13 protein-coding genes are annotated in these 20,161 nt (G+C 60.9%); 4 read left to right on the plus strand and 9 right to left on the minus strand.

The window, feature by feature from the left end; all coding sequences use genetic code 11:
* Positions 1–7: 7 nt before the first annotated feature.
* The 7 genes from CKW18_RS14655 to CKW18_RS14685 form a co-directional block, all read right to left on the minus strand.
* Positions 8–2,722: a nitrate reductase gene (locus CKW18_RS14655; RefSeq protein ID WP_095189445.1), complete on the minus strand. Its 2,715-nt coding sequence runs from the start codon at positions 2,720–2,722 to the stop codon at positions 8–10.
* Positions 2,722–3,039: a nitrite reductase small subunit NirD gene (nirD, locus tag CKW18_RS14660; protein ID WP_095189446.1), complete on the minus strand. Its 318-nt coding sequence runs from the start codon at positions 3,037–3,039 to the stop codon at positions 2,722–2,724. Before nirD ends, CKW18_RS14655 begins: the two co-directional genes overlap by 1 nt.
* Positions 3,036–5,489, minus strand: coding sequence for a nitrite reductase large subunit NirB (gene nirB / locus CKW18_RS14665; protein ID WP_095189447.1), 2,454 nt, complete (start codon positions 5,487–5,489; stop codon positions 3,036–3,038). Before nirB ends, nirD begins: the two co-directional genes overlap by 4 nt.
* Before the next feature lie 411 nt (positions 5,490–5,900).
* Positions 5,901–7,571, minus strand: a complete 1,671-nt coding sequence (locus tag CKW18_RS14670; protein WP_095189448.1) for a bifunctional protein-serine/threonine kinase/phosphatase — start codon at positions 7,569–7,571, stop codon at positions 5,901–5,903.
* Positions 7,572–7,578: 7 nt separating this feature from the next.
* On the minus strand, positions 7,579–8,790 hold the full coding sequence (locus tag CKW18_RS14675; protein WP_095189449.1) for a NarK/NasA family nitrate transporter: 1,212 nt from the start codon (positions 8,788–8,790) through the stop codon (positions 7,579–7,581).
* Positions 8,791–9,073: 283 nt separating this feature from the next.
* Complete coding sequence (locus CKW18_RS14680; protein WP_095189450.1) at positions 9,074–9,649, minus strand: ANTAR domain-containing response regulator; 576 nt, start codon at positions 9,647–9,649, stop codon at positions 9,074–9,076.
* Between the two features lie 15 nt (positions 9,650–9,664).
* Positions 9,665–10,876, minus strand: a complete 1,212-nt coding sequence (locus CKW18_RS14685) for a CmpA/NrtA family ABC transporter substrate-binding protein (RefSeq protein WP_095189451.1) — start codon at positions 10,874–10,876, stop codon at positions 9,665–9,667.
* A gap of 234 nt (positions 10,877–11,110) precedes the next feature.
* Between CKW18_RS14685 and CKW18_RS14690 the strand changes: the two genes are divergently transcribed.
* On the plus strand, positions 11,111–12,130 hold the full coding sequence (locus CKW18_RS14690) for a quinone-dependent dihydroorotate dehydrogenase (protein ID WP_095189486.1): 1,020 nt from the start codon (positions 11,111–11,113) through the stop codon (positions 12,128–12,130).
* Positions 12,131–12,366: 236 nt separating this feature from the next.
* Here CKW18_RS14690 and rmf read toward each other — a convergent pair whose 3' ends face one another.
* Entirely contained in the window at positions 12,367–12,582 is a 216-nt protein-coding gene (gene rmf, locus CKW18_RS14695; RefSeq protein WP_003223300.1) for a ribosome modulation factor, read from the minus strand.
* Positions 12,583–13,113: 531 nt separating this feature from the next.
* Between rmf and rlmKL the strand changes: the two genes are divergently transcribed.
* Both rlmKL and CKW18_RS14705 read left to right on the plus strand, forming a co-directional pair.
* Positions 13,114–15,384: a bifunctional 23S rRNA (guanine(2069)-N(7))-methyltransferase RlmK/23S rRNA (guanine(2445)-N(2))-methyltransferase RlmL gene (gene rlmKL / locus CKW18_RS14700; RefSeq protein ID WP_095189452.1), complete on the plus strand. Its 2,271-nt coding sequence runs from the start codon at positions 13,114–13,116 to the stop codon at positions 15,382–15,384.
* Positions 15,385–15,532: 148 nt separating this feature from the next.
* Positions 15,533–17,914: a GGDEF domain-containing protein gene (locus CKW18_RS14705; protein WP_095189453.1), complete on the plus strand. Its 2,382-nt coding sequence runs from the start codon at positions 15,533–15,535 to the stop codon at positions 17,912–17,914.
* A 136-nt stretch (positions 17,915–18,050) separates the two neighbouring features.
* Here CKW18_RS14705 and dacB read toward each other — a convergent pair whose 3' ends face one another.
* Positions 18,051–19,511 carry a D-alanyl-D-alanine carboxypeptidase/D-alanyl-D-alanine-endopeptidase gene (gene dacB / locus CKW18_RS14710; protein ID WP_095189454.1) on the minus strand — a complete coding sequence of 487 codons (1,461 nt, stop codon included), beginning with the start codon at positions 19,509–19,511 and terminating at the stop codon, positions 18,051–18,053.
* Between the two features lie 234 nt (positions 19,512–19,745).
* Between dacB and CKW18_RS14715 the strand changes: the two genes are divergently transcribed.
* Positions 19,746–20,090 carry a YggL family protein gene (locus CKW18_RS14715; protein ID WP_095189455.1) on the plus strand — a complete coding sequence of 115 codons (345 nt, stop codon included), beginning with the start codon at positions 19,746–19,748 and terminating at the stop codon, positions 20,088–20,090.
* Positions 20,091–20,161 lie beyond the last annotated feature (71 nt).

The raw sequence follows: 20,161 nt of genomic DNA on the forward strand, positions 1-20,161 counted from the left end.
TTCCTCATCAGATGGCGGCAATCGGCTGCACATCGGCGGCCAGCAAGCGTTTTATTTCCGGGACGCACGAGCCGCACTGCGTGCCGCATCCCAATTGGTTTTTCAAACCTTGTAGATCCAGGCCTTGGCGGATGCCGGCACAGACTGCGTTGAGGCTGACGTTTTTGCAGTTGCACAAGGTTCTGTCGCTGGCGATGTAGCCCGCGGCGCTGCCCGGCGGCGCGCTCATTGGCGCCAGTAGCCAGCGGCGCAGTTGCTCGTCTGCACGGCCTTCCAGCCACAGGCCTTGCAGCCAGTGCCGGGCAAGGGTTTCGCCGGCCAGGCGAATGGCGGTGATCCGGCCGTTTTCAATGCGTACACGCTTGCCGATGGCCCGGCGTGGGTCGTCGTAGGCCAACACCGGCCCCTCGATCAGTGACAGACATTGGTCGATTTCACGCAGCAATTGCGGATCCGGCGCTTCGCTGCTGGCTGCGCGTATCAGCAATGCCGATCGCTCACGTCCGACAAGGCTGAGACTCACGTAGGAAAACGCCTCACAGAGCGGTCGTAGCGCCTCGAAATGCCGTTGAACGTCACCCTCGATCAGTGCGAAAAGCTGCCACGGCAGATTGACCGACTCCAGGCGCACGCCGCTGTGCTTGAGTTCCGGTTGCTTGGACAGAGGATCGAAGGCAGACAGGGTCAGGCTGTTCACGCCGCCCTTGAGAAAACGGTCGCCCCAATGCATCGGCAAAAACGCCTGACCCGGGCGCACGCTGTCATCGCTGCCAACCGCGACGATCACTGCGCCGCGACGGCTTTTCAGATTGACCAGATCCCCCGGCTGCAAACGATGCCTGCGCAATTCGTCCGGGTGCAGGCTCAACACCGCTTCACTGACGTGGCCGAACAATTGCGCGGCAGTGCCGGTGCGGCTCATGCCATGCCACTGATCGCGCAGGCGGCCGGTGATCAACGTCAGCGGGAAGCGCGCATCGCGTTGCTCCTTGGCGGCACGATACGGATCGGCGATGAACTGTGCCCGCCCATTGGCCGTAGGAAAAATACCGTCGCCATACAAGCGTGGCGTTCCCTGTTTGGCGCCGGCAGGGAAGGGCCACTGTTGCGGCCCGATCTGGTCGATCAAGGCATGGCTGATCCCCGACAGATCCAGATCACGTCCACGGGTCAGCAGTTTGAACTCATCAAACAGCTGCGCGGGTTGATCAAAGGCAAACAGGCTTGGCGCTTGTGGGCGCAGACGTTTCTCCAGGCGCTGTGCGAAATCCACGGTGATCGCCCAGTCCGGCCGCGCTTCACCCGGTGCGAGAACGGCTTTGCGCACTTGGGAAATCCGTCGCTCGGAGTTGGTGACTGAACCTTCCTTCTCGCCCCAACTGGCGGCGGGCAACAGCAGGTCGGCGAATGCAGCGGTTTCGGTGGTGCGAAATGCTTCCTGCAACACCACAAAGGGGCAAGTTTCCAGCGCCGCCCGCACCGAGCTCTGGTCCGGCATCGATTGCGCAGGATTGGTGCAGGCAATCCACAAGGCCTTGATCTGGCCGCTGCGCACTTGCTCGAACAGTTCGATGGCGCTCAGCCCCGTGGTCTCCGGCAACCGGTCAACGCCCCAATAAGTCGCCACTTCAGCACGATGCTCAGGATTGGCGGCTTCACGATGGCCGGGCAACAGGTTTGACAGACTGCCTGTTTCTCGCCCACCCATGGCATTCGGCTGACCGGTGAGGGAGAAAGGTCCTGCTCCGGGACGGCCGATTTGCCCGGTGGCCAGGTGCAGATTGATCAGCGCGCTGTTCTTCGCGCTACCCGCGGTGGACTGGTTCAAACCCATGCACCACAACGACAGGAAACTGGGCGAAGTGCCCACCCATTCGGCGCACTGCTGTAACTGCTCGACACTGATCCCGCACAGTTGCGAAACCATTTGCGGAGTGTAATCACGTACCAGACTTTTCAGTTCCGCCAGACCGTCGGTATGGGCCTTGATGAAGTCGCGGTCGACCCAGTCTTCCCACAGCAGCAGATGCAAAATCCCATGGAATAAAGCGACATCGGTGCCAGGCAAAATCGCCAGATGCAGATCCGCCAGGTCGCAGGTGTCGGTGCGTCGTGGATCGATAACGATGACTTTCATCTGCGGGCGCTGGGATTTGGCTTCTTCCAGCCGACGAAACAGCACCGGATGGGCGTAGGCCATGTTGCTGCCGACGATCATCACGCAATCGCTGAGTTCCAGGTCCTCATAGCTGCACGGCGGCGCATCGGCGCCGAGGCTGCGTTTGTAGCCGACCACCGCCGAAGACATGCACAGCCGCGAATTGCTGTCGATGTTGTTGGTGCCGACCAGCGCCCTGGCGAGTTTATTGAACGCGTAGTAATCCTCGGTGAGCAATTGCCCGGAGATGTAGAACGCCACGCTGTCCGGGCCGTGTTCGGCGATGGTCTCGGCGAATACATTGGCGGCGTGCTCAAGCGCCGTATCCCAATCCGTGCGGCTGCGCGCCAGCCCCTTGCCCAGGCGCAGTTCCGGGTACAGCGCTCGCGCCGTAAGGTCGCCGGTCAGGTGCAGGGTCGAGCCTTTGCTGCAGAGTTTGCCGAAGTTGGCCGGATGCGCCGGATCGCCGCTGACGCCGAGGATGCGCTCGCCGTCATGCTCGATCAGCACGCCGCAGCCGACCCCGCAGTAACAGCAGGTCGAGGCGGTCGTCTGGCGGTTCATCAGATTGCGTCCCGCAGGGCCAGTTGCACCCGGCCGTTTTCAACCCGGGCCGGGTGGTGGTGCGCGCAACCGACGTCAGGTGCCTGAGCTTCGCCCGACGCCAGATCGATCTGCCAGTTATGCAGCGGGCAGGCCACACGTTTGCCGTAGATCAATCCCTGTGACAATGGCCCGCCCTTATGTGGGCAGCGGTCGTCGAGGGCGAAAACCTCATCGTCACTCGTACGAAAAATCGCGATGTCCCCTTTGGGCCCGGCAATGATCCGCGAACCGAGGGCGTTGATGTCTTCCAGAGCACAGATATCGAGCCAGTTCATGCCGGCACCTCCAGGTTTTTCACGGAAATCACGTCGAATTCTTTCTTCAGTTGCGGCTGCGCCAGACGTTCTTTCCACGGATCCTGTTCAAACGACAGGGAGAATTGCAGGCGTTCGTTCAGCGCTTTGCGACGTTCCGGGTCTTCCAGCACGGCTTTCTTGATGTGCTCCATGCCGACCCGTTGCAGGTAGTGCACGGTGCGTTCGAGGTAGAAGGCTTCTTCGCGATAGAGCTGCAGGAACGCGCCGTTGTACTCGCGGACTTCTTCAGCGGTTTTCAGTTTGACGAAGAACTCGGCGACTTCGGTTTTGATCCCGCCGTTGCCGCCGATGTACATCTCCCAGCCGGAATCGACGCCGATGATTCCTACGTCTTTAATGCCGGCTTCCGAGCAGTTGCGTGGGCATCCGGAGACGGCCAGTTTCACTTTGTGCGGCGACCACATGTTGAACAGGTCGTGCTCAAGCTCAATGCCCAGTTGCGTCGAGTTCTGCGTGCCGAAGCGGCAGAACTCGCTGCCGACGCAGGTTTTAACCGTGCGAATGGATTTGCCGTAGGCGTGGCCGGAAGGCATATCGAGGTCTTTCCAGACGCCGGGCAGATCCTGCTTTTTGATGCCGAGCAAGTCGATGCGCTGGCCGCCGGTGACCTTGACCATCGGTACGTTGTACTTGTCCGCCACGTCGGCAATCCGCCGCAGTTCCGAAGGGTTGGTCACGCCGCCCCACATCCGCGGGACCACCGAGTAGGTGCCGTCTTTCTGGATGTTGGCGTGGGCGCGTTCGTTGATCAGGCGCGATTGCGGATCGTCCTTGGCTTCGCCGGGCCAGGTGGAAATCAGGTAATAGTTGAGCGCCGGGCGGCACGTCGCGCAGCCGTTCGGCGTGCGCCAGTTGAGGTAGCTCATGGTGCCGGCGATGGTCAGCAGATGCTGTTCGCGAATGGCCTGACGAATCTGCCCGTGATTGAGGTCGCTGCAACCGCAGATGGCTTTTTCGCTTTTCGGTTTGACGTCGGCCGCGCCGCCGACGGTGTTGATCAGGATCTGCTCGACCAGCCCGGCGCAAGAGCCGCAGGAGCTGGCAGCCTTGGTGTGTTTCTTCACCTCGTCGACGCTGAACAGGCCGTGTTCCTGAATGGCTTTGACGATGGTGCCTTTGCACACGCCGTTGCAGCCGCAGACTTCGGCGGTGTCGGCCATGACCATGGCTTTGTCCTGGCCCTGATGTCCTACGTCGCCGAGGGCGTTTTCGCCGAACATCAAGTGATCGCGGATCTCGCCGATGGCGTGATTCTCACGAATCTGCCGGAAATACCAACCGCCATCTGCCGTATCGCCGTACAGACAGGCGCCGACCAGCACGTCATCCTTGATCACCAGTTTTTTGTACACGCCGCCGATCGGGTCGGAGAGGGTGATGGTCTCGGTGCCTTCGCCACCCATGAAGTCGCCGGCGGAAAACAGGTCGATGCCGGTGACTTTCAGTTTGGTCGAGGTCACCGAACCCTGATAACGGGCGAAGCCCAATTGTGCGAGGTGGTTGGCGCAAACCTTGGCCTGTTCGAACAGCGGCGCGACCAGACCGTAGGCAATCCCGCGATGGCTGGCGCACTCGCCGATCGCGTAGATGCGCGGATCGTAGGTTTGCAGGGTGTCGTTGACCAGAATCCCGCGATTGCAGGGGATGCCGGCCTTTTCCGCCAGTTCGGTGTTGGGGCGAATGCCGGCAGCCATCACCACCAGATCGGCAGGGATGATGTCACCGTTCTTGAATTGCACCGAACCGACGCGGCCATTGCCGGCGTCGTGCAGGGCCTGAGTCTGTTCGCACAGGCGAAAGTGCAGGCCACGGGATTGGAGGGCGGTTTGCAGCAGTTGGCCGCTGGTTTTGTCCAGTTGCCGCTCCAGCAGCCATTCGCCGAGGTGCACCACGGTGACGTGCATGCCGCGCAGCATCAGGCCGTTGGCGGCTTCGAGGCCGAGCAGGCCGCCGCCGATCACTACGGCGTGCTTGTGGGTTTTTGCGGTGTCGATCATCGCCTGGGTGTCGGCGATGTCGCGATAACCGATCACACCCTGCAAGGTGTTACCGGGGATTGGCAGGATAAACGGCGTTGAACCGGTGGCGATCAGCAAACGATCATATTCAGCCTCGGTACCGTCTTCGGCGATTACCCGGCGCTTGACCCGGTCGATCTCCACCACTTTGCGGTTGAGCAGCAACTTGATGTTGTTTTCCAGATACCAGTCGAGGTCGTTGAGCACGATCTCTTCAAAGGTTTGCTCGCCGGCCAGCACCGGCGACAACAGAATGCGGTTGTAGTTGGTGTGCGGTTCGGCACCGAAGACTGTGATGTCGTACAGCTCGTTGCTCAGCTTGAGCAGTTCCTCCAGGGTGCGGACCCCGGCCATGCCATTGCCGATCATCACCAGTTTGAGTTTTTTCATCAGGTTCTCCGGGGGAGCGGCGGCTGGCCTCTTGTGGGCAGTCAGGCCTTGCTCGAGAAATTTTGCGCAAACAAAAAAGGCGTCCCGCTAGTTGCCTAGCGAGGACGCCTTTGTCCTGGTCCCGTTCTCTCGGGAAGCGCAGCCTTCGTCGTTGAAGGCTGGGCTTTATGTGTGTGTTGAGAGGGGTAATGCAGTGGTTGTGCCAAGTGGGGGTGGGGGCGGGTTTATTGGGGGTTCGCGGGTTTTGAGGGTGATTTTCTGCACTGAATCGAGGCGGGTTGCTCGTTCGTGGGGCGTTGAACTGATGGAATTTCAGTGCCTGTAAGGACGCCTTCGCGAGCAGGCTCGCTCCCACATTTAAAATGCATTCCCCTGTGGGAGCGGGCTTGCTCGCGAGTGGCGCGACGCGGTTCAACTGTGAAACAACAAAACCAGCAGCACCAGATTTCCCAATAGGGCCACCAACGCCATCGTCCGCCACACCTTCAACGGCTCACGCTCCAGCAACGGCCGAGGCCGCACGCTCAAACTGCGGCGCTCTCCCTGTTCCAGTACCAACAACCATTCTTCCGCTGTTTCAAAGCGTTGCTGCGGATCAGCCGCCACCCCGCGCTCCAGGCTCTGTGCCAGCCATTCCGGCAGATCCGGTCGATAACGACCGGCACTCACCGGCAGACCAAAGCGTGGCCGCTGAAAGGCTTCGATCTCGCCATAGGGAAAGTGCCCTGTGAGCAGGAAATACAGGGTCACGCCCACTGCATACAAGTCCTGTTGCGCACTCGGCGGATCACCGCGAAAGCCTTCCGGGGCGATATAACTCGGTGTTCCCGGCAGCGTTGACGGTGCGTCTTCGGACAGTCCCGGACAATACGCCAGGCCAAAATCCAGCAGCCGCAGCTCACCGTCATCCCCCCCATGCAGATTTTCCGGTTTGATGTCCCGATGCAGAATCTGCCGCCGATGCAGCAGCCCCACCGCACGCAGCAGTCGCTCCGCCAATTCCTGCCACTGCGCCAATGGCAGCGGGCCGTTGCGCGCGAACAGCTGCGCCAGCGTCGTCCCCGAATATTCCCGCATCACGTAGTACACATGCTGTCGCTGAGGGCAGGCGTGGACTTCAGGAAAATGCCGCCCGGCCACGCGCTTGAGAAACCATTCTTCCGCCAGCAGCGCTTGCCCCGCCATGGGGTCATCGGCTGAATGCGCGGGAAGGGTTTTCAGTAGCCACGTCTGGTCTTGTCCATCGAGGACCCGATACAGCAGCGACTGCTGGCTCTGTCCGGCTACGCCCTGCACCTGCCAGCCTTCGAAAGACTGGCCGGGTTTGAGCGGCGGCGGCAGCGGCCATTGCTGCAGATGGATCAAGGCATCGCCGATGCTCGCTTCACCGACGGCATCGACCCGCACCAGCAAAGCGCTGGCGTTGTCCTGACTGCCGGCCAGATGGGCGGCGGCGACCAGTGTTTTTGCGGCGCTGTGCAGATCCGGTTGATCGCGCAGAATCGCCGCAATCGCGCTATCGCCCAGCGTCGCCCAGACGCCGTCACTGAGCAGCACGAAACACTCGCCTTCGTGCAATTCCCCATCGAGAAAATCCAGTACCAAGTGCTGATCCAGCCCCAGCGCACGCTTGAGTACATGCTGCATACCCTGCTGATCCCAAACGTGATCGTTGGTGATTCGCTGCAAGCTCTCGGCGTGCCAGCGATAGACACGGCAATCGCCGACATGGGCCAAGGTAAAACGCCGACCGCGGATGACCAAAGCGCTGACAGTGGTGAGCAGCGGCTGCCTACCACCATTGGCCTGCAACCAGCGGTTCTGCGCGAGCAGCAAGCGATCCAAGGCCTGTGCCACGCCCCAGGTTTGCGGGGTGGCGTAGTAGTCGAGCGCCAGTGCCTGCAAAGTCGAACGCGCGGCGAGGCCGCCATCGGCGCACTGGCTGACGCCGTCGGCGATGGCGAACAGATAGCCTTTGCTCGCTGCCAGCGCCGGAGCGGGCGTGACCAGACGCAAGGCGTCCTGATTCTCCGCTCGCGGGCCGGTGGCGCTGGCTTCGGCGAAACTCAGTTGCAGGGCCATTGATTGCTCAGACCCGCGCCGCCGTCACGGCTGCCGAACCCCAGGTGGTTCTCCAGCGGCGCTTGACACCGTGCAGACCGAACCACGCCAATACCCCCAGGCTGGCGAACAACCACAGCGCCAATTGATAACTGCCGGTGCTTTGTTTGATTGCTCCCATGCCGGCGGCCAAGGCAAACCCACCGATACCGCCGGCCATGCCGATCAGTCCGGTCATCACGCCGATTTCCAGGCGAAAACGCTGCGGCACCAGTTGGAATACCGCGCCATTGCCTGCACCCAGACCGAGCATGGTGCAGACGAAAAGGGCCAGCGCCGCGTAGGAACTTGGCAGATTAAAGCCGACGATGGCGATGCAGATGGCCGCCACGGTGTACATCCCCAACAACGTGCGGATGCCGCCGAAGCGATCCGCCAATGCGCCGCCCAAGGGCCGCATCAGGCTGCCGCCGAACACGCAAGCAGCGGTGTAATAACCCGCCGTCACCGGGCTCAAGCCGTATTGATCGTTGAAGTAACCGGGCAGGGCGCTGGCCAGGCCAATGAAGCCGCCGAAAGTCACGCTGTAGAAAAACATGAACCACCAACTGTCGCGGTCGCCGAGGGCCTTGAAGTAGTCGGCGACGGATTTGGCTTTCGGGCGTTGCGGCGCGTTTTTCGCCAGCCAGGCGAACAACACCAGCGTGATGATCAACGGAATCACTGCGAAGCCGAAGACGTTGCCCCAGCCGAAGGACGCGGCGAGTACCGGTGCGAGCAGTGCAGCGAACACGGTGCCGGAATTGCCCGCACCGGCAATGCCCATGGCTTTGCCCTGATGCTGCGGCGGATACCACTGCGAAGCCAGCGGCAGGGCCACGGCAAACGACGCGCCGGCCATGCCGAGGAACAGGCCCAGAACCAACGCCTGTTCGTAACTGTGGATGCCGAGTTTCCAGGCGCCAAACAGTGCGCAGATGACAATCACCTGACCGATCAGCCCAGCGGTTTTCGGCGACAGGCGATCGGCGAGCATGCCCATCGCGAAGCGCAGCACGGCGCCGGCAAGGATCGGCGTGGCGACCACCAACCCACGTTGTTGCGTGGTCAGGTGCAGGTCGGCGGCGATTTGCACCGCCAGCGGGCCGAGCAGGTACCAGACCATGAAACTCAGGTCGAAATAGAGGAAGGCCGCGAACAGTGTCGGGGTGTGGCCGGATTTCCAGAAGCTTGAATTCATCGCGCACCTCAACTGAAAGAGTCTCGAAAGGAGTCATGCACAGCAGGTGGGGCGCCGCCACGGCCGCACCACCGGCCCCGGTCTGTGGGGCCAAAACGCAAAAACGCCGCTACCTGGATCGCCTGAAAGCGATGGAGGTGAGCGACGTCTTTGTCGTGGGTGGGGCAACCGCCGTTGGTTACCTGTGCGTAATGCTTAGCGAGATTTGTGCCAACAGGTTGAGACCGAGGCGCAGCCTATCGCTGGCTTGCCAGCGATGAGGCCCGTACAGGCTCAGCAAACCTCAGCCAAGCAGCTCACTCATCGCAATGATCTGCTCCGCCACCTGAATCAGCTTCTGCTGCCTGCTCATCGCCTGGCGGCGCATCAAGGTGTAGGCCTCTTCCTCGTTGCAGTCCTTCATCTTCATCAACAAACCCTTGGCCAGTTCGATGCGCTTGCGCTCAGCCAATTGCTGGTCGCGGGCCTGCAACTGCGCGCGCAAGGCCTGATCGCTCTCGAAACGGGCCATGGCCACATCAAGAATCGGCTGCAAACGCTGTGCGTGAATGCCTTCGACGATGTAGGCACTGACCCCGGATTTGATCGCCTGACGCATCACGCCGGGGTCATGTTCGTCGGTAAACATCACGATCGGCCGAGGCTGGTCGCGGCTGACCAGCACCACTTGTTCCATCACATCGCGGCTCGGTGACTCGGTATCGATCAGGATCACATCCGGGCGCACTGTTTCGACGCGTGCCGGCAGGTCAATGGTCAGGCCCGACTCGTCGATCACCTCGAAGCCGGCCTCGATCAGCGCGGCTTTCAGGCGCCCGACTTTTTTTGCGGTGTCGTTGATCAGCAGAATGCGCAGCATGTTAGCGGTCTCCTGTCAGCGGCGGGCGAGAAGGCGAGCGTCGTCGCTCAGGGCGTGCAGCTTGAAGCTGCGGGCGTACCCGGCCGGATCGCTGCCGTCCCAGATTTTGCCGTCGAGCAACTGACTGCTGCGCATGTCCGTGCCCCACGCGGCGACGCCCACGGCGGTTGCCGCTTCGCGATAGATGTCCAGTTGCTGCACCTGACCCGCCACGGCGAGGTAATCCGGGTCTTCGCGCAGCAAACCCCAGCGACGGAACTGGGTCATGAACCACATGCCGTCGGACAAGTACGGCAGATTCACTTCTCCCTTAGCGTGAAAGCGCAACGCGTGTGGATCCTGCCAGCGATTGCCGAGGCCATCGGCGTAATCGCCGAGAAAACGCGGCTCGATGCAGGCCGCGGGGGCGTCGAGGTATTCCGGCGCACTCAACAGTTGCGCGGTGCTGCGGCGGTTTTCCGGGCTTTCTTCGATGAAGCGGCTGGCTTCAAGGATCGCCATCACCAGCGCCCGCGCGGTGTTCGGGTACTGCTCGACGAAGGCGCGGGTGCAGCCGAGGACTTTTTCCGGGTGATCGGGCCAGATGGTCTGGCTGGTGGCCAGGGTGAAACCGAGATCCTGCTGCACCGCGCTGGCGGCCCACGGTTCGCCGACACAGAATCCGTCGATGCGCCCGGCCTGCAGGTGCGCGACCATTTGCGGCGGTGGCACCACCACGCTGTCGACATCCTGTAATGGGTGAATGCCCTGACTTGCCAGCCAGTAATACAACCACATGGCGTGAGTGCCGGTAGGAAAGGTCTGGGCGAAGGTCAGTTTTGCGCGGGTTTGGTGCACGTGGCGATCCAACGCTTCAGGACTGGTCACGCCGAGGTTTTGCAGGCCATGGGACAGGTTCAGGCTCTGGCCGTTCTGATTGAGGCCCATCAGCACCGCCATGTCGGTGGGGGCCACGCCGCCGATGCCCAGATGCACCGCGTAAATCAGTCCGTACAGGCTGTGGGCGGCATCGAGTTCGCCGCTGACCAGTTTGTCGCGCAAATTGGCCCATGACGTCTGACGTTTCAGGTTCAGCGTCAGGCCATAAGGCTGGGCGAAACCCTGAGTGGCGGCGACGACCACCGAGGCGCAATCGCTCAGGGCCATGAAACCGAGGTTGATCGCGCTTTTTTCCGGGGCGTCGCTGCCGTTGACCCAGGCCAGTGGCCCGACGGAGGGTTCATTCATCGCATGCACCTGCAAAAGCCGCCTTGAAAAAAAACGTCGCCCCAGGCTTTGCGCAGGCAAACCCGAAGACGACGCCATTGTCCTTGCCTGCACGCCGTCATTGGCCTGCAGGCTGATAACAAGGAGGGTGCAAGGCATATGCCAGTCGCGCTGATTTGCGCATGCGCCTCGCGCGGCAGGTGGATGCCCGGCTATAATCGCCGCCTCTTTTCGCCGCCCGAGTCATCGCCGCCCATGTATTCCCTGGCCCGTCAGCTGTTGTTCAAACTTTCCCCGGAAACCTCCCACGATCTGTCGCTGGATCTGATCGGCGCGGGTGGGCGTTTGGGCCTCAACGGCTTGCTGTGCAAGGCGCCGGCGAAGGTGCCGGTGACAGTCATGGGTCTGGACTTCCCGAACCCTGTAGGTTTGGCGGCCGGTCTGGACAAGAACGGCGCGGCCATCGACGGCTTTGCGCAACTGGGTTTCGGGTTTGTCGAAATCGGCACTGTGACCCCGCGTCCGCAACCGGGCAACCCGAAACCACGGATCTTCCGCCTGCCGGAAGCCGAGGCGATCATCAACCGCATGGGCTTCAACAACCTCGGTGTCGATAACCTGCTGGCGCGGGTGGCTGCAGCAAAATATAAAGGCGTGCTGGGCATCAACATCGGCAAGAACTTCGATACGCCGGTTGAGCGTGCGGTGGACGATTACCTGATCTGCCTGGACAAGGTCTACGCCCACGCCAGTTACATCACGGTCAACGTCAGCTCGCCGAACACCCCGGGCCTGCGCAGTCTGCAATTCGGTGATTCGCTCAAGCAGTTGCTCGCGGACCTGGCCACGCGCCGCGCTGAACTGGCCTTGCGTCATGGCAAGCATGTGCCGTTGGCGATCAAGATCGCGCCGGACATGACTGATGAAGAAACCGCGCAGGTCGCCCAGGCGTTGATTGAAACCGGCATGGACGCGGTGATCGCGACCAATACCACCCTGAGCCGTGTTGGCGTTGAAGGCATGGAGCATGGCGACGAGGCGGGCGGCCTGTCCGGCGCGCCAGTGCGTGACAAGAGCACCCACACGGTGAAAGTGCTGGCGGCTGAGTTGGGTGGTCGGTTGCCGATTATTGCGGCGGGCGGGATTACTGAAGGCAAGCACGCGGCCGAGAAAATTCTTGCCGGTGCGAGCCTGGTGCAGATCTACTCCGGCTTCATCTATAAGGGCCCGGCGTTGATTCGCGAATCCGTCGACGCGATCGCCGCCCTGCGCTGATCCTTGTGGGAGCGAGCCTGCTCGCGAAGGCAGTGTATCTGTCGCTAATAATGTGACTGGACGAAGGCTTTCGCGAGCAGGCTCGCTCCCACAGGGTTGTGCCCGGCACAAGAAACTGCAGGCATAAAAAAGGGCTCCTCGAAGGAGCCCCTGGGCCGAAGCCCGCCGTCCGGGAAGGACGTGCGTGGTTAATGCGGTACAAATTCAGATTGTCGTGTCGGAATTAATGCCCTGTGTCAGCCGACGGCGTGAAGTTCGTTGAGTCTGTGGATTCCCGCAGTGCCGGTCATACCGTCCCAGTTGTCGCCGCGTCCTTCTCGCCAGCCGTTGATCCAGGCTTGACGTACCGACGGTAGAGTAAATGGGCAAAGCTCACGGGATTTGCCACCAACGCCATATTGATATCCGCGCAAAAATGCTCTTTCCAACGGATCACGCTTAAGTCTTCTCATAGGGTGTTTCCCTCACTTGTTGACTGTTTGTGTCGCGTTGACCTCAACCGAGGTCTGGCAGAAAAAACTCTGCCTTGGGCGGCTCGCTGCCGGCGTGGCGAGCCAAGGTGTTGACGCCGTTGCGACGTCAACCTGTGGTCAGTTCTAACCAATGAGTCACAGCGATGGAATGACCGTTTTGTCATAAGGACGTAACGAAAAAGATGCTATGGCGATAAGTAACCGTGTATTTGTTCAATGTTTATTGAGCAAACCCCGGTATGATCGGCCTCGCGCTGGATGATGGGGTTAATTCTTTAGTGAGAATGACCTACGGGTGCAGTCGGGTACTATTCGACGAAGGGTTGCTTTGAGTCATTTTGTTGCACCAACTTTTTTCTCTGTCCTTGCATCTAAGCTCTTTTAACCCGAGCAGCGGGGATGGAACGGCACACCTTCGTGCCACGCGGGCGTTCTTGTAGAAAAGCGCCTGATTGAAAACCGGGTCGGCAATGCGTTGCCGATCCACTAGCCAAAGGCTCTGGAAATACCATGTCCGACCGTTTCGAACTCTTCCTCACTTGCCCCAAAGGCCTTGAAGGCCTGCTCATCGAGGAAGCCGTCGGGCTTGGCCTTGAAGAAGCCCGCGAGCACACCTCCGCCGTGCGTGGCATGGCGACCATGGAAACCGCTTATCGCCTGTGCCTCTGGTCGCGTCTGGCCAACCGCGTGTTGCTGGTGCTCAAGCGCTTCCCGATGAAGGACGCTGAAGACCTGTACCACGGCGTGCTCGACGTCGAGTGGCAGGATCACATGCTCAGCGATGGCACCCTGGCCGTCGAATTCAGCGGCCACGGCTCAGGCATCGACAACACCCACTTCGGCGCCTTGAAAGTCAAAGACGCCATCGTCGACAAACTGCGCACCCCGCAGGGCGACCGTCCGTCGATTGACAAGCTCAATCCGGATCTGCGCATTCACCTGCGCCTGGATCGCGGCGAAGCGATTCTCTCCCTCGACCTCTCCGGCCACAGCCTGCACCAGCGCGGCTACCGCTTGCAGCAGGGTGCAGCGCCGCTGAAGGAGAACCTCGCAGCAGCAATCCTGATCCGTTCCGGCTGGCCGCGCATTGCTGCCGATGGCGGCGCGCTGGCTGACCCGATGTGCGGTGTTGGTACGTTCCTCGTCGAAGCGGGGATGATCGCCGCCGATATGGCGCCGAACCTGCGTCGTGAGCAGTGGGGCTTCACCGCATGGCTGGGCCACGTGCCGGCGCTGTGGAAAAAACTTCACGAAGAGGCCACCGAACGTGCCGCCGCCGGTCTGGCCAAGCCGCCGCTGTGGATTCGTGGTTACGAAGCTGACCCACGCCTGATTCAGCCGGGCCGCAACAACGTTGAACGTGCCGGTCTGAGCGAGTGGATCAAGATCTATCAGGGCGAAGTGGCGACGTTCGAGCCGCGTCCGGATCAGAACCAGAAAGGTCTGGTCATCTGCAACCCGCCGTACGGCGAGCGTCTGGGTGATGAAGCCAGCCTGCTGTATCTCTACCAGAACCTCGGCGAGCGTCTGCGTCAGGCCTGTCTGAACTGGGAAGCGGCGGTGTTCACCGGCGCCCCGGATCTGGGCAAGCGCATGGGCATCCGCAGCCACAAACAGTATTCGTTCTGGAACGGCGCGCTGCCGTGCAAGCTGCTGTTGATCAAAGTGTTGCCGGATCAGTTCGTCACTGGCGAGCGTCGTACTCCGGAGCAGCGTCAGGCCGAGCGTGAGCAGGCCGCTTACGATCAAACTCCGGACGAGCCGCAAGAGCGCAAGTTCAACAAGAACGGCAACCCGATCAAACCAACGCCAGCCCCGGCGCCCGTGATCGAGCAGCCGCGCTTGAGCGAAGGCGGGCAAATGTTTGCCAACCGTCTGCAAAAGAACCTCAAGGCGATGAGCAAGTGGGTCAAGCGCGAAGGCATCGATTGCTACCGCGTCTACGATGCCGACATGCCGGAATACGCCATGGCCATCGACCTGTACCACGACTGGGTGCACGTCCAGGAATACGCCGCGCCGAAGTCCATCGACCCGGAAAAAGCCTCGGCCCGCATGTTTGACGCGCTGGCGGCGATTCCTCAGGCGTTGAACGTCGACAAGAGCCGCGTGGTGGTCAAACGCCGCGAGCGTCAGAGCGGCACCAAGCAGTACGAGCGTCAGGCCGCGCAGGGCAAGTTCAATGAAGTCAGCGAGGGCGGCGTGAAGTTGCTGGTCAACCTCACCGACTACCTCGATACCGGTCTGTTCCTCGATCACCGGCCAATTCGCATGCGCATTCAGAAAGAGGCCGCCGGCAAGCGCTTCCTCAATCTGTTCTGCTACACCGCGACGGCCAGTGTGCACGCGGCCAAGGGTGGCGCGCGCAGCACCACCAGTGTCGACCTGTCGAAAACCTACCTCGACTGGGCACGTCGCAACCTGTCGCTGAACGGCTACTCGGATAAGAATCGTCTGGAGCAGGGCGATGTGATGGCGTGGCTGGAAAGCTGCCGCGAAGAGTACGATTTGATCTTCATCGATCCGCCGACGTTCTCCAACTCCAAGCGCATGGAGGGTATTTTCGACGTGCAGCGTGATCAGGTGCAGTTGATCGACCTGGCCATGGCCCGTCTGGCACCGGGCGGTGTACTGTACTTCTCCAACAACTTCCGCAAGTTCCAGTTGGAGGAGAACCTCGCCGAGCGTTATGCGGTCGAGGAAATCAGCGCGCAGACCATTGATCCGGATTTCGCGCGCAACACCAAGATCCACCGCGCCTGGAAAATCACGGCTCGTTGACGCTTGAGCTGGTTGGATCCACAGAGCCTTGATTTTTAAAGGCTCTTGTATCCGTTCAGCGCTAGCCAAATTAATGGCTAATAGCTATAAATCACTCATGGCCAAAGGGGGGCCTTCCCCGGAATAACTGGCGTAGTGAGTTGCCCTTATGTTGTTGCACCCCGTGCGCCCGAAGATTCTGGGTTTTATCAGCGAAGACGTCTCGGCCTGGCTGGTCGCGATGCTGGTATTGCTCGCCGGCGGGATTCTCACGGGGCTGCTTGCCTGGGCGACCTTCAATCAATTTCAGCACCAACTGCGTCAGCGCTTCCAACTGCTGGCCAATGAGCGTTACAGCCGCATCGAAGAGCGCTTTCAGGATCAGGAACAACGGCTCGATGGTCTGCGCCGCTTCTTCGCCAACTCCGAATCGGTGTCCCGTGCCGAATTCGACGGTTATACCCAACCCTTATTGCTGCGTACCCAGGCCTATTCGTTTGCGCCCAGGGTCAGCGCTGCCGAGCGCGCCGCGTTCGAACAGCGTGTGCGTGATGAAGGCCTGAGCACCTTTACGATTCGTGAACTCAACACGCAGGGCGAATTGCAACTGGCCGCCGACCGTGATGAATACGTGCCGGTGCTATACAGCCAGACGCAAAGCCGCCTTGGCTCGCCGCTGGGTTACGACCTGCTGGCGCAACCCCTGCGCCGCGACACCCTGCAGCGTGCCGACAAACTCGGCAATCTGGCAGTGTCGCAACCGCTGCATTTGGTGAGCATCGAGCCGTCCTATGCGCGCGGTGTGCTGCTGGTCGCGCCGGTGCTGCGCGAAGGCAAGCGACCGCCGTCGGGCTACGTGATGGCAGTGATCAGCATGCGCCAGTTGTTGGCAGATGGCTTGCCGGATGCGTTCCACGACTATTTGTCAGTGCGCATTCTCGACCTGTCGACCAATGATCAACACGAGGTGTTGTTCGAGTCCACCAATGAACCGGCCCCCAGTGATCTGGCGGCGACGCGGCTGGTGCGTATGGCTGACCATGACTACCAGGTCGACATCCTGCCAAGCGATGCCTTTATCCAGGCCAACCATTCCTCGGTCGGCAGCGTGATCATTCTGGGTGGCTTGCTGAGTGTGCTGCTCAGTGCGTTGCTTTATGTGCTGGTCAGCCAACGCCAGCGGGCCCTGCGCCTGGTCGAGTTGCGCACGCAGGAATTGCACGAGCGTGAACAGGAGCTGCGCGGCACTCACGGGCAGCTGCGTGGCGTGCTGAATGCCGCCACCCAAGTGGCAATCATCGCCACCGATTTGCGCGGCGTGATCAACACCTTCAACCCCGGCGCGGAACAGATGCTCGGCTACAGCGCTGGCGATGTCGTCGGCCGCATGACCCTGGAAAATCTGCATCTGCCACGCGAGTTGATGGCACGTTCCGCCGAGTTGAGCGCGCGGTACGGCAAGCGCATACCCAACTGTCACGCGATGCTGGTCGAGGGCGGTGAAGTCGGCGGTCATGAGGCCCGTGAGTGGACGCTGGTGCGCAGCGATGGCAGTCATCTGCCGGTGAACATGCTCGCTACCCCGGTCCTGGACGAGCAGGGCCTGTGGGTCGGGCATCTGGCAATCTGCATCGATATCACCGAGCGCAAGCGCGTACACGAGGCGCTGGCGGCGCGGGACGTGTTGTTAAAGAAGCTCAGCGCCCACGTTCCGGGCGGTATCTATCAATGCAAAATGGAGTTCGGCGGGCGTTTCAGCGTGATCTATGCCAGCGATGGTATTCGCGATATTTACGAGCTGGAGCCGGACGTGCTGTTGCTCGACGCCGAGGCGATCTTTTCTCGCATCCACCCGCAAGACATTACCCGTGTGCGTACGTCGATCCGTGATTCGGCCGACGACCTCAGCCCATGGCGCGAGGAGTACCGTGTGCAGTTGCCCGAACGCGGCCTGCGCTGGGTGCGCGGTGAGGCGACGCCGGAAGAGCTGCCCGGCGGCGGGGTGCTGTGGCATGGCTACATCTCGGACATTTCCGACCTCAAACGCGTGGAGGAAGAACTGCGCGCGTTGTCGGTGACCGATTCATTGACCGGGATTCATAACCGCCGCTACTTTCAGGAGCGCCTGACCACCGAAATGGCCCGAGTCGAGCGCGGCGGTGGTGAGCTGTCGGTGATCATGCTCGACATCGACCATTTCAAACGCATCAACGACCAGTACGGCCATGCCGTCGGCGACCGGGTACTGCAAGCCGTGTGCGAACGCATCGGCCATCGCTTGCGGCGCACCGATGTGTTCTGTCGCTTGGGTGGCGAGGAGTTCATGGTGTTGTGCCCGGACATCGACGGCCAACACGCGTACAGACTGGCCGAGGAGTTATGGCGTGGCTTGCGCAGTGCACCGGTGGATGTGGTCGGCGTGGTGACCGCGAGCTTTGGTATCGCCAGTTGGCGACCGGGCGAGGGCGCCGATTCGCTGCTGCTGCGCGCCGATTCCGGTGTGTACATGGCGAAGCAGCGCGGGCGGGATCGGGTCGAGCAGATGAGTTAGGCCCTGCCACCAAACCAATGTGGGAGCGAGCCTGCTCGCGAAGGCGGTGTATCAGTCAGCACATTTATTGACTGACCTGACGCCTTCGCGAGCAGCCTCGCTCCCAAAGGGTTTTGTGGTGTTGCTTGAACTTGGGTTACAGGACCGAAGCCGTCTGCGTCGTCTTCGGCTGGCGATACAGATCCAACAGCACCTGATCCAGCACCGACGACGCACCAAACGGCGCCTTGTCGTTGAGGATCGCCACCACCGCCCAGGTATTGCCGTTGACGTCGCGGCTGAAACCGGCAATCGCGCGCACGGTGTTCAGGGTGCCGGTCTTGACGTGGGCTTCGCCGCGCATCGCGGTGGTCTTCAGGCGTTTGCGCATGGTGCCGTCGGTGCCGGCGATCGGCAGCGAGCTGATGTATTCGGCGGCATACGGGCTGTGCCATGCCGCTTGCAGCATGCCAGCCATCTCGCGGGCGCTGACGCGTTCAGCGCGGGACAGACCGGAGCCGTTTTCCATCACCAGATGTGGCGCGGTGATGCCTTTCTTCGCCAACCACTGACGCACCACACGTTGCGCGGCTTTGGCGTCGTCACCGTCGGCGTCGTTGCGGAATTTCTGCCCCAGGCTCAGGAACAGTTGCTGGGCCATGGTGTTGTTACTGTATTTGTTGATATCGCGGATGATTTCCGCCAGATCCGGCGAGTAGGCGCGGGCCAGCAGCTTGGCGTTTTTCGGGGTCGCCGCGAGACGATCCTTGCCCTGAATGCTGCCGCCCAGTTCCTTCCAGATCGCGCGCACGGCGCCCGCGGTGTAGGTCGCGTGGTCGAGTAGCGACAGGTAGGTTTGCGAACTGCAACCTTCGCCCAGTTGCCCGGCGACGGTGACGGTCACGCTGCCATCGGGTTGCGCCACCGGGTTGTAGCGCACACCACCGGTGCATTGCTTGGAGTTGAGGGCTTTGACGGTGTTCTCGATGCGGATGCTGGCAATCGGCGGTTCCACCGAGATCAGCACACGCCCACCATCGTTGCGGGCGACAAAGCGCAGGGCCTTGAGGTTGACCAGCAGCGAGTCGGGCTTGACCAGGAACGGCTTGTTCTCGTCGTTGCCGTCGTCATTGAATTCCGGCAGTTGCGGCTGCACGAAGAAGTTGCGGTCCAGCACCAGATCACCGGTGATCTGCGTCACGCCGTTGGCGCGCAGGTCACGCATCAACAGCCAGAGTTTTTCCATGTTCAGTTTCGGATCGCCGCCACCCTTGAGGTAGAGGTTGCCGTTGAGGATGCCGCCGTTCAGGTCGCCGTCGGTGTAGAACTCGGTTTTCCATTGATGATTGGGGCCGAGCATTTCCAGCGCTGCATAAGTGGTGACCAGTTTCATGGTCGAGGCCGGGTTGACCGACACGTCGGCGTTGTACACGGTCGGGTTGCCCGGGCCGTCCAGCGGCACCATGACCAGCGACAGGGCCGAAGGCTGCAGCTTGCTGGCCTTCAGGGCTTTTTCGACGTTAGGCGTGAGGGAAGTGTTGATGGTGGCAGCAGAAACAGGCAGGGCCAGAGGAAGAAGAAGGCCGGCCAGCAATAGAGGACGCAACGATTTGATCATATGAAATAAAACCCTGCAGAAGAGGGGAAAAAAGGCGAGGACATGGATGAAAAAGCCCTCAGTGGTCATGAAAGTGTCGGCATTATGCCCCAAGGTGTTACCGCTTGTGCCGTCCCGGAGGGGGCTAATCGGTGATTTTTTTACAGGCGGTCGGCCGCAGCGTCCAGAGAGGCGGGCAATTGACGTCTTAAACTGGTAAAGTGCCCGCCGTATTTACTTAAGAGGATTGTTCCAATGGCGACTAACCGTTCCCAGCGTCTGCGCAAAAAACTGTGCGTTGATGAATTTCAAGAGCTGGGTTTCGAACTGAACCTGGACTTCAAAGAAGACTTGTCCGAAGAAGCCATTGACGCTTTCCTCGAAGCATTCATCAAAGAAGCCATGGAAGCCAACGGTCTGGGTTATGTTGGCGGCGACGACTTCGGTCTGGTATGCCTGCAGAAGCGTGGCTCGGTCAACGAAGAGCAGCGTGCTGCCGTTGAAGCCTGGCTGAAAAACCGTTCCGAGCTGACCAAGGCTGAAATCAGCCCGCTGCTGGACGTTTGGTATCCGGAAAAGCCGATCAACGCGGCAAAGTGATACTGAAAAAAACGGCGACCTGAAGGTCGCCGTTTTTTTTCGTGAATCAAAAGATCGCAGCCTGCGGCAGC

The sequence above is a fragment of the Pseudomonas sp. Irchel 3E19 genome, from assembly GCF_900187585.1.
Classification (GTDB): Bacteria; Pseudomonadota; Gammaproteobacteria; order Pseudomonadales; family Pseudomonadaceae; genus Aquipseudomonas; species Aquipseudomonas baetica.

Coding starts and splice junctions, on each gene's coding strand:
- CKW18_RS14655 (WP_095189445.1), bottom strand. CDS start 2,722: ATGAACCGCCAGACGACCGCCTCGACCTGCTGTTACTGCGGGGTCGGC.
- nirD (WP_095189446.1), bottom strand. CDS start 3,039: ATGAACTGGCTCGATATCTGTGCTCTGGAAGACATCAACGCCCTCGGT.
- nirB (WP_095189447.1), bottom strand. CDS start 5,489: ATGAAAAAACTCAAACTGGTGATGATCGGCAATGGCATGGCCGGGGTC.
- CKW18_RS14670 (WP_095189448.1), bottom strand. CDS start 7,571: ATGGCCCTGCAACTGAGTTTCGCCGAAGCCAGCGCCACCGGCCCGCGA.
- CKW18_RS14675 (WP_095189449.1), bottom strand. CDS start 8,790: ATGAATTCAAGCTTCTGGAAATCCGGCCACACCCCGACACTGTTCGCG.
- CKW18_RS14680 (WP_095189450.1), bottom strand. CDS start 9,649: ATGCTGCGCATTCTGCTGATCAACGACACCGCAAAAAAAGTCGGGCGC.
- CKW18_RS14685 (WP_095189451.1), bottom strand. CDS start 10,876: ATGAATGAACCCTCCGTCGGGCCACTGGCCTGGGTCAACGGCAGCGAC.
- CKW18_RS14690 (WP_095189486.1), top strand. CDS start 11,111: ATGTATTCCCTGGCCCGTCAGCTGTTGTTCAAACTTTCCCCGGAAACC.
- rmf (WP_003223300.1), bottom strand. CDS start 12,582: ATGAGAAGACTTAAGCGTGATCCGTTGGAAAGAGCATTTTTGCGCGGA.
- rlmKL (WP_095189452.1), top strand. CDS start 13,114: ATGTCCGACCGTTTCGAACTCTTCCTCACTTGCCCCAAAGGCCTTGAA.
- CKW18_RS14705 (WP_095189453.1), top strand. CDS start 15,533: ATGTTGTTGCACCCCGTGCGCCCGAAGATTCTGGGTTTTATCAGCGAA.
- dacB (WP_095189454.1), bottom strand. CDS start 19,511: ATGATCAAATCGTTGCGTCCTCTATTGCTGGCCGGCCTTCTTCTTCCT.
- CKW18_RS14715 (WP_095189455.1), top strand. CDS start 19,746: ATGGCGACTAACCGTTCCCAGCGTCTGCGCAAAAAACTGTGCGTTGAT.